At 73.5% G+C, this 13,185-nt stretch carries 10 protein-coding genes and 1 pseudogene; 2 read left to right on the top strand and 9 right to left on the bottom strand.

Translation table 11 applies throughout. The features are described 5' to 3' along the window. From GSF22_RS21570 to GSF22_RS21560, 3 genes are all read right to left on the bottom strand, one after another. A partial coding sequence (locus tag GSF22_RS21570; protein WP_208815549.1) for a bifunctional acetate--CoA ligase family protein/GNAT family N-acetyltransferase occupies window positions 1–2,543 on the bottom strand: 2,543 nt, incomplete at its 3' end. A gap of 16 nt (window positions 2,544–2,559) precedes the next feature. Next, window positions 2,560–3,741: an acetoin utilization protein AcuC gene (locus GSF22_RS21565; protein WP_208815548.1), complete on the bottom strand. Its 1,182-nt coding sequence runs from the start codon at window positions 3,739–3,741 to the stop codon at window positions 2,560–2,562. Between the two features lie 131 nt (window positions 3,742–3,872). After that, window positions 3,873–4,715 carry a sulfurtransferase gene (locus GSF22_RS21560; RefSeq protein WP_208815547.1) on the bottom strand — a complete coding sequence of 281 codons (843 nt, stop codon included), beginning with the start codon at window positions 4,713–4,715 and terminating at the stop codon, window positions 3,873–3,875. A 162-nt stretch (window positions 4,716–4,877) separates the two neighbouring features. Between GSF22_RS21560 and GSF22_RS21555 the strand changes: the two genes are divergently transcribed. Then, entirely contained in the window at window positions 4,878–5,567 is a 690-nt protein-coding gene (locus tag GSF22_RS21555) for a metal-dependent transcriptional regulator (RefSeq protein ID WP_208815546.1), read from the top strand. Window positions 5,568–5,701: 134 nt separating this feature from the next. Here GSF22_RS21555 and GSF22_RS21550 read toward each other — a convergent pair whose 3' ends face one another. The 5 genes from GSF22_RS21550 to nrdR all read right to left on the bottom strand — a co-directional run bounded on the left by GSF22_RS21550 (window position 5,702) and on the right by nrdR (window position 11,451). After that, window positions 5,702–6,253: a hypothetical protein gene (locus GSF22_RS21550; protein ID WP_307804193.1), complete on the bottom strand. Its 552-nt coding sequence runs from the start codon at window positions 6,251–6,253 to the stop codon at window positions 5,702–5,704. A 167-nt stretch (window positions 6,254–6,420) separates the two neighbouring features. Beyond that, entirely contained in the window at window positions 6,421–7,605 is a 1,185-nt protein-coding gene (gene lhgO / locus GSF22_RS21545) for an L-2-hydroxyglutarate oxidase (RefSeq protein ID WP_208815545.1), read from the bottom strand. An 11-nt stretch (window positions 7,606–7,616) separates the two neighbouring features. After that, window positions 7,617–7,889 carry a DUF5522 domain-containing protein gene (locus GSF22_RS21540; RefSeq protein ID WP_208815544.1) on the bottom strand — a complete coding sequence of 91 codons (273 nt, stop codon included), beginning with the start codon at window positions 7,887–7,889 and terminating at the stop codon, window positions 7,617–7,619. A gap of 90 nt (window positions 7,890–7,979) precedes the next feature. Further along, entirely contained in the window at window positions 7,980–10,877 is a 2,898-nt protein-coding gene (locus tag GSF22_RS21535; RefSeq protein WP_208815543.1) for a vitamin B12-dependent ribonucleotide reductase, read from the bottom strand. A 64-nt stretch (window positions 10,878–10,941) separates the two neighbouring features. Then, window positions 10,942–11,451 carry a transcriptional regulator NrdR gene (gene nrdR / locus GSF22_RS21530; protein ID WP_208815542.1) on the bottom strand — a complete coding sequence of 170 codons (510 nt, stop codon included), beginning with the start codon at window positions 11,449–11,451 and terminating at the stop codon, window positions 10,942–10,944. Window positions 11,452–12,098: 647 nt separating this feature from the next. Between nrdR and lexA the strand changes: the two genes are divergently transcribed. Further along, window positions 12,099–12,890, top strand: coding sequence for a transcriptional repressor LexA (lexA, locus tag GSF22_RS21525; protein ID WP_208815541.1), 792 nt, complete (start codon window positions 12,099–12,101; stop codon window positions 12,888–12,890). 74 nt (window positions 12,891–12,964) lie between these two features. On the opposite strand, the pseudogene GSF22_RS21520 reads toward lexA, so the two are convergent. Further along, a pseudogene (locus GSF22_RS21520) lies at window positions 12,965–13,185 on the bottom strand (hypothetical protein); the annotation flags it as partial.

Raw genomic sequence — 13,185 nt, 5'->3', positions numbered from 1 at the left:
GTGTCGGGGCGGGTGGTGTCGGCGCCGAGGGTGACGCTGGCGTGCAGGACCGAGAGCCCGTCCGGCCGGACCAGTACCGGGTTGAGCCGCAGCGACCGTACCCGGGGCTGTTCGTCGGCCAGCCGGCCGACCCGGAGCAGCAGGTCCGCCAGCGCCTCCCGGTCGACCTGCTGGGCACCCCGGTAGCCGCGCAGCAGCGGGGCCGCCCGGGGCTCGTCGATCAGCGCCGCCGCGTCGGTGTCGGTGAGGGGTACCGCCCGCCAGGCCCGGTCGCCGAGCAGTTCGGTGGCCACCCCGCCGAGGCCGAAGCCGACCACCGGGCCGAACGCCGGGTCCTCGACCAGCTCCACCACGCAGGCCACCCCGGGCGGGACCATCCGCTGGACCAGCACCTCGGCACCGAACAGTGGGGACATCTCCTGGTAGGCCCGGCGTACCGCCGCCGCATCGTCCAGGTCGAGCCGGACCGCGCCGAGGTCGAGCCGGTGCCGCAGGGCGGGACCGGCCGCCTTCAGCGCCACCGGGAAGCCCAGCCGCTGCGCCGCCGCCACCGCCTGGTCGACGGTGCCCGCCGTGGTCGACTCCACCACCTCGATGCCGTACGCGCCCAGCAGCCGGGGCGCCAGGTCCGGGCCGTCCAGGTCGATCGCCGCCGCCCCGACCGGCCGGTCCACGCCGGCGAGTTCGGGCAGCGTCCCGGTCGGCTGGCGGAGCCATTCGGCGTACGCGCCGACCCGGGCCAGTGCCCGGACCGCCTCCTCGACCGAGGGGTACGCCGGCACGCCGGCCGGCAACCCGCCGGCCAGGAACGTCACCACCGTCGGCTTGTCCCCACCCACCACCACCGGACCGAGCGCGGCGGCGAAGTCGGCGTCGGTGTCGACGAGTTGGCCGGGCAGCGGTGGCGCCACGACCGCCAGCAGCGCGTCGACCTGCTCGTCGGCGCCGGCCCCGGCGAGGGCGGCGGCCAGTTCCGCCGCTCCCGCGTCGGGCCCGACGTCGAGTGGGTACCCGTCGACGACGGTGATCCCCTGCGCCCGGCAGGCCGTGGTGGCCAGCCCGACCAGCGCCGTGGAGTTGCCGACGACGGCCACCCGCCGCCCGGCGGGCAGCGGCTGGTTGGCCAGCAGCACACCGACGTCGAGCAGTTCGGCGACGGTGTCCACCCGGATGACGCCGGACCGGGCGAAGAGCGCGGTGACCGCCGCCGCGTCCGGACCCGCCACCGGCCCCAGCCCCGGGGGGCGGACCGGTGAGGCGAGCGCCACCACCGGCTTGACCCGACCGATCCGGCGGGCCAGCCGGGCGAACTTGCGCGGGTTACCGAACGTCTCCAGGTAGAGCAGGATCGCGTCGGTACCGGGATCGTCCTCCCAGTACTGCAACAGGTCGTTGCCGGAGACGTCGGCCCGGTTGCCGGCCGAGACGAAACTGGACAGTCCCAGGCCACGCCGGTCCGCCTCGGCCAGCAGCGCCACCCCGAACGCTCCGGACTGGCTGAACACGCCGACCCGACCGGCGGCCGGCAGCCGGGGGGCGAGGGTGGCGTTGAGGCGTACCCGGTCGTCGGTGTTGGCCAGGCCCAGGCAGTTCGGGCCGACCACCCGCATGCCCGCGCCGTGTGCCCGACGGACCAGGTCCTGCTGGGCGGCGACGCCGGCCGGGCCGGCCTCGGCGAACCCGGCGGTGATCACCACCAGGCCGTGTACGCCGGCCCGGGCCGCGTCGTCGACCACCCCCGGCACCGCGTCCGGGGCGACCGCGACCACGGCCAGGTCGACGGGTACACCCGCGTCGGTCGCCGTGCGGTACGCCGGCAGCCCGGCCACCCGGGTCGCGGTCGGGTGGACCGGCACGACGGTGCCGGTGAACCCGCCGTCGCGCAGGTGACCGAGCAGGGCGGCGCCCACTCCGTGGCCGGTGGCGCTGGCCCCGTAGACGGCCACCCCACGCGGGGCGAGCAGCCGGGCGATCGAGCGTGCCTCGGTACGGTGTTCGCGGCTCCACTGCACCTGGCGGGTCTGCTCGGTGGGGGCGATCGGGAAGCTGAGGTGGACCACCCCGTCGGCGTACTGGCGCTGGACCTGGTAGCCGAAGTCGGCGAAGACCCGCAGCATCGCCCCGTTGGCCGGCAGCACCTCGGCGACGAACCGGCTGATCCCGGCCCGCCGGGCCGCGTCGGCCAGGTACTCCAGCAGCACCGGCCCGATGCCCCGGCCCTGGTGGGCGTCCTCCACCACGAAGGCCACCTCGGCGTCCGGTGCGCCCGGGCCGAGCCGCTCGTACCGGCCGACGGCGACCATCTGCCCGGCGGTCAGCACCACGAACGCCTCCCGGTCGAGGTGGTCGACGGTGACGAACCGGCGCAGGTCACGCTCGGGGATGCGCGGGTACGGCGAGAAGTAGCGCAGGTAGCGGGTGCGTTCGGAGAACCGGGAGTGCATGGCCACGATCGCCGGGGCGTCCTCGGGCCGGATCTGCCGCACCTGCACGGTCGTACCGTCGGTGAGCAGTACGTCCACCGGCTGGTCCACGGTGGTCACTGGGTCTCCCTCGTGGTCAGTCGCGCGGGTCGTGCGGATCGAGCCCGAGCAGCGGGAAGGCGGCCCGGCGGGTGGCCATCACCGCCCGGTCCACGGCGTCCGGTTCCCCGGTGGGCTGCCACGGCTCGTACGTCGGGTCCACGTCGTCGGTCATCCGCAACGGCACCTCCCGGTCGGGTCGGCGACGGTGGGCCAGCTTGCGCCAGGCGGGCGGGGTCAGGGTGGCCGGGTCGAGCGGGGCACCGGTGGCGGTGGCGAGCAGGTGCGTCCAGGCCCGGGGCACCACCTCCACCAGGGCGTACCCGCCGCCGCCGGTGGCTACCCAGCGGCCCTCGCAGAGCTCGTCGGCGAGCGACCGCAGCGCGAGGTGCGCGGCGCGCTGCCCGTCCACGGTCAACCGGAGGTCGGCGAGGGGGTCGAGCCGGTGGCTGTCGGCGCCGCACTGGGTGACCAGCAGTTGCGGGCGGAAGGCCCGCAGCACCGACGGCACCACCGCGTGGAAGGCGCGCAGCCAACCGGCGTCGGTGATGCCGGGTGGCAGCGGCAGGTTGACCGCGCTGCCCGGTGCGCCGGGGCCCCCGGTCTCGTCCGGGAAACCGGTACCCGGGAAGAGCGCCAGCGGGGTCTCGTGCAGGCTGACGGTGAGCACCCGGGGGTCGTCGTAGAAGATCGCCTGCACCCCGTCGCCGTGGTGCACGTCGATGTCCACATAGGCGATCCGTGCCGCGCCGAGGTCCAGCAGCCGGGCGATGGCCACCGCCGGGTCGTTGTAGACGCAGAACCCGGCTGCCCGGCCGGCCATGGCGTGGTGCAGGCCACCGGCCACGTTGACCGCGCGGCGGGCCCGCCCGGACCAGACCGCCTCGGCGGCGGCCAGGCTCGCCCCGGCGATCAGGGCGCTCGCCTCGTGCATCCCGTCGAAGATGGGATTGTCCGAGGTGCCGAGCCCGTAGCCGGCGAAGAACGGGTCGTCGGGTGCGGCGCGTACCGCGTCGAGGTAGTCGGGCCGGTGCACCCGGGTCAACGCGGCGTCGTCGGCCGGATCGGGTTTCACCAGGCGCACGCCGGGCCGGTCCAGGACACCCAGCTCGCGGGCGAGCGCCATGGTCAGCTCCACCCGGACCGGGTCCAGCGGGTGATCCCCCATGTCGTAGGCGAGCAGCGACTCGTCCCACACCACCAGCGTCTCGTCGGACATTGCGTCATCGTCGCATGCGTGTTTCCCGCCGGCTCCCCCTCCACCGCAGCCGGTGGAGGGGGAGCCGGTGGGCTGCCGCCCGGCCAACGGGGCCGCACTGTCCGCCGGTGGCGGGCAGCGCGGTGGCCGGGTCAGGCGCCGGTGGCGACCGGACGGGACGGATCGGCCACCCATTCGCTCCACGAGCCGACGTACAGTGCGGCGTCCGGACGACCGGCCAGGTGCAACGCCAGTACGGCCTGCGCGGCGGTCACCCCCGATCCGCAGTACGCGCCGACCGGTACCCCGTCGGTCACCCCCGCCCCGGCGAACCGGGACCGGAGCGCGTCGGCGGCGGGGAAACGACCGTCCGGCCCGACGTACCCGCCGGCCGGCAGGTTGACCGCACCGGGAATGTGCCCGGCGACCGGGTCGACCGGCTCGCTCTCGCCCCGGTAGCGCGGCGCGACCCGCACGTCGAGCAGGGTGCCGGAGCCGGCGAGCCCGGCAGCGGCGGTGGCGTCCAGGACCGGCAGGGCACCCGGTCGGACGGTGACGTCCCCGGCGGACGGGGTGGGTACGTCGGTGCGCACCGGCCCGTCGGCGGCGACCCAGGCCGGAAAACCGCCGTGCAGTACCCGTACCGCGTCGTGGCCGGCCCACCGCAGGGTCCACCAGGCCCGCGCGGCGGCCATCCCGTCCCCGCCGTCGTAGACCACCACCGGGCGCCCGGCGCGTACGCCCGCCGCCCGCAGTACCCGTTGCAGGTCGCCCGGGTCCGGCAACGGGTGCCGCCCCCGGGGGCCGGGGGTACCGCACAGTTCCGCGTCCAGGTCGACGAAGACCGCCCCGGGCAGGTGGCCGGCCCGGTAGTCGTCCCGGCCGGGCGGGCCGGTCAACCGCCAGCGGACATCGAGCAGGGCAGGTGGGTCGTCCCCGGCCAGCTCGGCGCGGAGCGCGGCCACCTCGACCAGGAGATCTACCGTTTCGGACATGGCCACCAGTGAACACCATCAGGTGCCGGACCGGGCGGTTCGATCAGGGTGACCGGGCGGGCTGCGAGGTAGCATCGTGCTCCGGGAGGCCGCTCACGTGAAGCATGACCTGGTCGACACGACCGAGGGTCTGGTTACCTCCATCGCCGGGAAGGGGTGAAGGTGTCGAAAACGGACCTTGTGGACACGACCGAGATGTATCTGCGCACCATCCTCGAACTTGAGGAGGAGGGGGTGCCGCCGCTGCGGGCCCGGATCGCGGAACGGCTGCACCAGAGCGGCCCCACCGTCAGCCAGACCGTCGCCCGGATGGAGCGGGACGGCCTGCTCACCGTGGAGGGCGACCGCCATCTCGCGCTCACCGATGCCGGCCGGGCCCACGCGGTCGCCGTGATGCGCAAGCACCGGCTGGCCGAGTTGCTGCTGGTCAACGTGATCGGGATGCCCTACGAGGAGGCCCACGAGGAGGCCTGCCGGTGGGAGCACGTGATGAGCGACGCGGTCGAGCGGAAGGTCTACGACCTGCTCAACCGGCCGACCCGTTCGCCGTACGGCAACCCGATCCCCGGGCTGGAGGCGCTGGGCAGCGCGGGCCAGCCGACCCCGGTACCGGTCGGCACCGAACGTAACCTCGCCTTCCCGGGGCTCACCGGCACCGTCGTGGTACGCCGGATCTGCGAGAGCGTGCAGACCGACAGCGACGTGCTGCGGCAGTTGCACGCCGCCGGGGTGGACCCGGGGGCCACGGTGACCGTGGCGCAGGAACGCGACGGGGTCACCATCGACCGGTCCGGCGACACGATCCGGCTGCCGCGTGAGGTCGCCTCCCGGGTGTTCGTCGCCGCCCAGTGAACCCGGGTGGTGGTCCGGTACGCCGGACCTCGACGGTGGTGCGGTGCGCCGGACCTCGACGGTGACCGGGCACGCCGGCCCCGGTCGGTGAGCCGGCCCGGCCGGACCCCGGCAACCGCCGGGGCCGGCGCCGGTCACAGTGCCCGGGTGTCCACCTGCTTCGCCAGGGTGACCAGCTTCGGGGTGAACCCTTCGGCGTCCGCACGCACCTGACCGACCGGCAGGGTGTACCGGAGGCTGGCCAGCCGGCCGTCCTCGGCGAGCCAGGCCACCTCGGCCACCGGTCCCTGTTTCGAGGCCGGTGCCACGGTCAGCCGGTACGCCGCCCGGCCCAGGCCGGGCACGGCCCGCGCGCCCTTCGGCATCAGGTCGGCCTTGAACGCGGCCAGGTCGATGCTGGTCTCGCTCACCGACAGGGTGAGATCGGGTACGGCCTGCTGCTCCGCGCGGATCACGCAACTGTGCGTGTCGCCCTGCTCGCTGGCCGCCGCCACGTCGAACCGGACCCCGGTGGCCTCCTCGACCAGCGCGAAGTCCAGCAGCCGGCAGGCGCCACCGGCCGAGCCGGCCGGCGCGTCGACGAGCACCGGAACGGGCGCGGGCACCGCGATCTGCTCGTCGGGCTGCGCGCAGCCACCCAGCAGCAGTCCGAACCCCGCCAGGCAGAGCCGCCCGCGCACAGCCACCTCCCGCACCGACCCGCCGTCCACCGGCCGGTCCGTCGGACACCGTACGACCTCCGTCCGCCGGACGAAAGTCCCGCAGCTCAACGGTGCCGGGCGGCCGGCGGGACGGCGCTCGACCGGGCAGCCCGGCCGGGCGGCAGTCCACCGCCTGGCCGGCGGGACGGCGTTCAACCGGGCAGCCGGGCGACCACGTGCCGGGCGATCTCCAGGGAACTGGTCGCCGCCGGGGACGGCGCGTTGAGCACGTGTACCTGCCGGTCCCCGGTGGCGATGAGGAAGTCGTCGACCAGGGTGCCGTCCGGGGCGATGGCCTGCGCGCGTACCCCGGCGGCGCTGGGCAGCAGGTCCGCCTCGGTCACCGCCGGCACCAGCCTGGCCAGGCTGGCGGCGAACCGTCGGCGGGACAGCGACCGGTGCACCTCGGCCACCCCGTACCGGAAATGCCGGCCGGCCAGCCGCCAGAGCCCCGGATAGCTGGCCAGGTCGACCACGTCCCGGGGTACCACCCGCCGCCACGAGTAGCCCTCCCGGGCCAGGGCCAGGACCGCGTTCGGGCCGGCGTGCACCGAACCGTCGATCATCCGGGTCAGGTGCACCCCGAGGAACGGGAAGCGCGGATCGGGTACCGGGTACACCAGGCCCCGGACCAGGTGCCGCCGCTCGGGACGCAGCTCGTGGTACTCGCCCCGGAACGGCACGATCCGGGCCGGCGGGGTGACCCCGGCCAGCCGGGCCAGCCGGTCGGCGTACAGGCCGGCACAGTTGACCAGCACGTCGGCGGGTACGTCCCCGGCCGTGGTGGCGACCGTCTGCCCGTCGGCACGCCGGTGCACCCCGGTGACCCGGGCACCGAGCCGGATCTCGGCGCCGGCCTCCTCGGCGAGTCGGGCGAGCACCGCACAGACCCGGGTGAAGTCCACGATGCCGGTGCTGGCCACGTGCAGGGCGGCGACACAGCGCACCGCCGGCTCGTGCTCCCGGGCCTCGACGGGGTCGATCAGTCGTACCGGAAGCCGGTTCGCCACCGCCCGGGCGTACAGCGCGTGCAACCGGGGCAGTTCCACAGTGTCCGTGGCGACGATCAGCTTGCCGCAGACCTGGACGGGAACGTCGTGCGCGGCGCAGAAGTCGACCATGGACCGGCTGCCGGCCCGGCACAGCTCGGCCTTGAGGCTGCCCGGCCGGTAGTAGACCCCGGCGTGGATCACCCCCGAGTTGTGCCCGGTCTGGTGCGCGGCCAGCCGGTTCTCCTTCTCCAGCACCGTCACCCGGGCATCCGGCCGGTCCCGCACGATCCGGTGGGCGACCGCCAGTCCGACGATCCCCGCACCGACCACGACGTACCGCGTCATGGTCGCCGAGGTTACCCGCTGACCGCCTGTTCACCCGCCGACTCGTCGGTGACGTACGGGCAGTGCCGGCAGCCGCGCCCGCAGCAGGTACCCCGGCGGGCCAGGAACCCGGCGGTGAGCACGAACAACCCGGTGGCGGGATCGCGGTACCCGGCCTCCCCGGCGACCAGCGCGGCGGTGTGCGCGGCGAGGATGGCCGGCCGGTCCGGATGGTCCGGGGACAGTCGGCACGGGTGCGGCTCGGTCAACGCCCTCGGCGCCAGCGGCTTGCGGACCTCACCCACCGCCCGAGTGTAAGGAAGGGCCCCTTCCTATCGCATTCCGCATAGGAAGGGGCCCCTGTTAACCGGTCCGCTGGACGGCCGGCCGGATGGTCAGCTGCAGCCGCTGGTGGAGCCGCAGCCCTCGCAGACGTAGCAGCTGCCGGCGGGGCGCATCTTCGTCCCGCAGGTGAAGCAGAGCGGTGCGTCGGCGGCCTTGCCGATAACCGCCTCCAGCAGCTCGGTCGAGGAACCGACCCGGGGTGCCGACCTGGCTGCCGCCGGCTCAGCCGCCTCGGCGGCCGGTTCCGGCCTGGTCTCCACCGGCGCGGAGGAGGCCATCGCGGTCAGGTCGACCCCGTTGCTCTCCGCCTCCGCCTCGGCCCGCAGCTGGGCGGCCCGCTCGGCGGCGGTGAAGATGCCCAACTCGGCACGGGTCTCGTAGGGCAGGAAGTCCAGGGCCAGGCGCCGGAAGATGTAGTCCATCACCGAGGCGGCCATCCGCACGTCCGGGTCGTCGGTCATCCCGGCCGGCTCGAACCGCATGTTGGTGAACTTGCTGACGTACGTCTCCAGCGGCACGCCGTACTGGAGGCCGATCGAGATGGCCACCGAGAAGGCGTCCATCACCCCGGCCAGGGTCGAGCCCTGCTTGGACATCTTGAGGAAGACCTCGCCCAGCCCGTCGTCCGGGTACGACGAGGCGGTCAGGTAGCCCTCGGCCCCACCGACGGAGAAGGAGACGGTGTGCGAGGGCCGCTTCTTCGGCAGCCGCTTGCGCACCGGCCGGTACTCGACGACCTTTTCCACGATCTTCTCGACCTCCGCCCTCGGGGTCGACGACGTGGCCGACCCGGTCGGGGCCGTGGCGGCGGTCGTCTCGGTGGCCTTGTTCGGCTTGGCCGCCGACAGCGGCTGGCCGACCTTGCAGTTGTCGCGGTAGATCGCCAGCGCCTTCAGGCCGAGCTTCCAGCCCTCGAAGTAGATCTTCTCGACGTCCTCGACGGTCGCCGCCTCGGGCATGTTGACCGTCTTGGAGATGGCGCCGGAGATGAACGGCTGCACCGCGGCCATCATCCGGACGTGCCCCATCGGCGCGATCGACCGCTCGCCCATGGCGCAGTCGAAGACCGGGTAGTGCTCGGTCTTCAGGCCCGGGGCGTCGACCACGTGCCCGTGGTCGGCGATGTGCTCGACGATCGCCTCGACCTGCTCCTCCGGGTACCCGAGGCTGCGCAGGGCGCGCGGCACCGTCTGGTTGACGATCTGCATGCTGCCGCCGCCGACCAGCTTCTTGAACTTGACCAGCGCCAGGTCGGGCTCGACCCCGGTGGTGTCGCAGTCCATCATCAGGCCGATGGTGCCGGTGGGCGCGAGCACGGACGCCTGGGAGTTGCGCCAGCCGTTCTTGCCGCCGATCTTGTTGCCCTGGGTCCACTGCCGGGTGGCCTCCCGGACGATGGCGGTGGCCACGGTGCTGGTCGGCTTGATCTCGTCGTTGGCCGCGGCGTGCTTGCGCATGACCCGCTGGTGCGCCTCGGCGTTACGGGCGTACCCGTCGTACGCGCCGACGACGCCGGCCAGCTCGGCCGAGCGGCGGTACGCCGTGCCGGTCATCAGCGAGGTGATCGAGGCGGCGACCGAGCGGCCCTGCTCCGAGTCGTACGGCAGGCCGGAGGCCATCAGCAGGGCGCCCAGGTTGGCGTACCCGATGCCGAGCTGCCGGTAGGCGCGGGTGGTCTCGCCGATCTTCTCGGTGGGGAAGTCGGCGAAGCAAATCGAGATGTCCATCGCGGTGATGACCAGCTCGACCGACCTGACGAACTTCTCCACCTCGAAGCCACCGTCGGCGCGGAGGAACTTCATCAGGTTCAGCGAGGCCAGGTTGCACGAGGAGTTGTCCAGGTGCAGGTACTCCGAGCACGGGTTCGACGCGGTGATCCGCCCGGTCTCCGGGCAGGTGTGCCAGTCGTTGATGGTGTCGTCGTACTGGAGGCCCGGGTCGGCGCACTCCCAGGCGGCCTGGGAGATGGTCCGGAACAGCTTCCGGGCGTCGATGTCCTCGATCACCGCGCCGTCGAGCCGGCCGCGCAGCGAGAACTCGCCGCCGGTCTCGACCGCCTTCATGAACTCGTCGGAGACCCGGACCGAGTTGTTGGCGTTCTGGTACTGCACGCTGACGATGTCGGCACCGCCGAGGTCCATGTCGAACCCGGCGTCGCGCAGCGCGCGGATCTTGTCCTCCTCGCGCGCCTTGGTGACGACGAACTCCTCGATGTCCGGGTGGTCCACGTCGAGGATGACCATCTTGGCCGCCCGCCGGGTGGCGCCGCCGGACTTGATGGTCCCGGCGGAGGCGTCCGCACCACGCATGAAGCTGACCGGGCCGGAGGCAGTGCCGCCGGAGGAGAGCAGCTCCCGCGAGGAGCGGATCCGGGAGAGGTTGACCCCGGAGCCGGAGCCGCCCTTGAAGATCAGCCCCTCCTCCTTGTACCAGTCCAGGATCGAGTCCATCGAGTCGTCGACGGCGAGGATGAAGCAGGCGCTGACCTGCTGCGGGGAGGGGGTGCCGACGTTGAACCAGACCGGCGAGTTGAAGCTGAACACCTGGTGCAGCAGCATCCAGGTCAGCTCGTGCTCGAAGATCTCCGCGTCGGCCGGGTCGGCGAAGTAGCCGTACCGCTCACCGGCGGCCCGGTAGGTCTTGACCACCCGGTCGATGAGCTGCCGCAGCGACCACTCCCGCTCGTCGGTGCCGACGGCCCCCCGGAAGTACTTGGTGGTCACGATGTTGGCCGCGTTGACGCTCCAGGACGCGGGGAACTCGACCCCCCGCTGCTCGAAGTTGATCGAGCCGTCCCGCCAGTTGGTCATGACGATGTCGCGGCGTTCCCAGACGACCTCGTCGTAGGGGTGCACCCCGTCGGTCGTCCAGACCCGCTCGACCTTCAGCCCGGCCGCCGCGCCGGCCCGGGTCCGTGACCTGCTTGCTGTCACACCGTCCCCCGCCATGTCATCCGCCCCCTCTGCCCGCGCGGTCACCCGCCGCGCGTGTCGATCTGTCAGAAACCAAAACTCAACTGGTACGACCGGCGGCCGGCTCCGCTGCCGGCCGGTCGTCGGTCAGCCCGGCCCGTTCCCGGGCCGCCGCCCGCAGCGACTCGATCTCCCGCTCGAAGTCGGCCAACGACTCGAACGACCGGTAGACACTGGCGAACCGCAGGTAGGCCACCTCGTCGAGGTCACGCAGCGGGCCGAGGATGGCCAGGCCCACCTCGTGGCTGGGTACCTCGGCGGCGCCCTTGGCGCGGACCGTCTCCTCCACCCGCTGGGCCAGCAGCGCGATCGCGTCCTCGGCGACCGGCCGGCCCTGGCACGCCTTGCGCACCCCGCCGATGATCTTCGTCCGGCTGAACGGCTCGGTCACCCCGCTCCGCTTGACGACGGCGAGGACCGCCTCCTCGTGGGTGGTGAACCGTTTGCCGCACTCGGGGCAGGAACGGCGACGGCGGATCAGCTGGCCGTCGTCGGCCTCCCGGGAGTCCACCACCCGGGAGTCGGGATGCCGGCAGTAGGGGCACCGCATCGCCGTTCCTCCTCCACGTCCACCGCGACCGGGCGACCGCTTCCGGGCACGCGTAACTGCGGCGAGACCACCGGACGGCAGCCTCCCCGATGTCACGACCATCCGGAGAGCGGTGAGTAGTCGAACCCAACCTGTAGGCGACTTACACCCTTGTCACTACTACATCTAGGGGTCGACCGTATGCCGCCGGCCGGCCGTGGTCAAGTTGGCCGGCGTGTTGCGGGCGCGTCGCCCACCAGCCCAACCGCGCCGGGCGACCCGGGGTTACCACCTGCCCGCGATCCGTCGACCGACCCGCCCACCGGGCGAGCCGCACGGCCCGTGGCGGCCACCGGCCGGACGACCGTACCCGCCCGGCCGGCGGAGCGCAGCCCGACCGGACGGGACGTGTCGACGGCCACCCGCCCACCGACGGTCGACGTCGGCCCCACCCGGGCAGCCCGCGTAGCATTGGACGTATCAGAACAGGTGTTCGGATGTCGAGCATGTCCATCCCGACACGCCGAACAACGTCGTACAGATGTTTGAATAAGACCGATCTCACCTATACGGTCGGGAACAACCGGTGGCGGGCGGGTTTCCGACCCCACCGGACAGCGCCGCACCACGAGCCGCCGAGGCACAGCGTCGACCAGGGAGGACGGGACGTGTCGACCGACGACCGGACCAGCCGGCAGCAGCAGTCACCGAGCGCCGAGGCCGGTCCGCCGGCGGGCCGACGCCGCCCCGCAGCCCGACCCCGGGCCCGGACGGGCGAGCCGGCCCTGCGGGCGGTCACCCCGATGACGGGCGCCTTCCCCGAGCCGGCGACGGTGGACCTGACCGCGCGCCAGCGCCGCATCCTGGAGTTCATCCGCGACTGGGTGGAACGCCACGGCTACCCGCCGAGCGTCCGGGAGATCGGTGAGGCGGTCGGCCTGGTCTCCCCGTCCAGCGTCGCCTACCAGCTGAAGGAGCTGGAGCGGAAGGGCTTCCTGCGGCGCGACCCGAACCGTCCCCGGGCCGTGGACGTCCGGCCGCCGAGCGACATGGTCGACGACGAGGTGAGCCGCTCCCAGCGCCCCACCCCGGCGTACGTGCCGATGCTCGGCCGGATCGCGGCCGGTGGTCCGATCCTCGCCGAGCAGTCCGTCGAGGACGTCTTCCCGCTCCCCCGCGAACTGGTCGGCGAGGGCGAGGTCTTCATGCTCCAGGTCAAGGGCGACTCGATGCTCGACGCGGCGATCTGCGACGGGGACTGGGTGGTCGTCCGGCAGCAGCCGACGGCGAACTCCGGCGAGATCGTCGCGGCCATGCTGGACGGCGAGGCAACCGTGAAGACCTACCGGCCACGCGACGGGCACGTCTGGTTGATGCCGCAGAACCCGGCCTTCGACCCGATCCCCGGTGACGACGCGACCATCATGGGGCGGGTGGTGGCCGTCCTGCGGCGGATCTGACCCGCCCGGCCCGGGGGTCAGCGCCAGCCGGTGTGCCCGCCGCCCGGCCGCCGCAGCAACCCGGGCGGCGGCCGTCAGCGCTGGTCGTACCCGTTGTCCCGGTATCCCCGGTAGTGCCGGGGTTCGCCGTACCGGCCACCCGACTCACCGTCGTAGCCCGACCGCCGGCCGCGCGGCGGTTCCGCGCCGCCCCAGCCCGGCTGCTCGTCGGGCTGCCGCCGGCCACCGTGCCCGGACCGGCCGCCGCCGTACCCACCGCCGCTGTAGCCACCACCACCGCCGCCGTACACGCCAC

Source organism: Micromonospora echinofusca, from assembly GCF_017614955.1.
GTDB lineage: Bacteria > Actinomycetota > Actinomycetes > Mycobacteriales > Micromonosporaceae > Micromonospora > Micromonospora echinofusca_A.
This window is presented reverse-complemented; position numbering and strand designations above follow the sequence as displayed.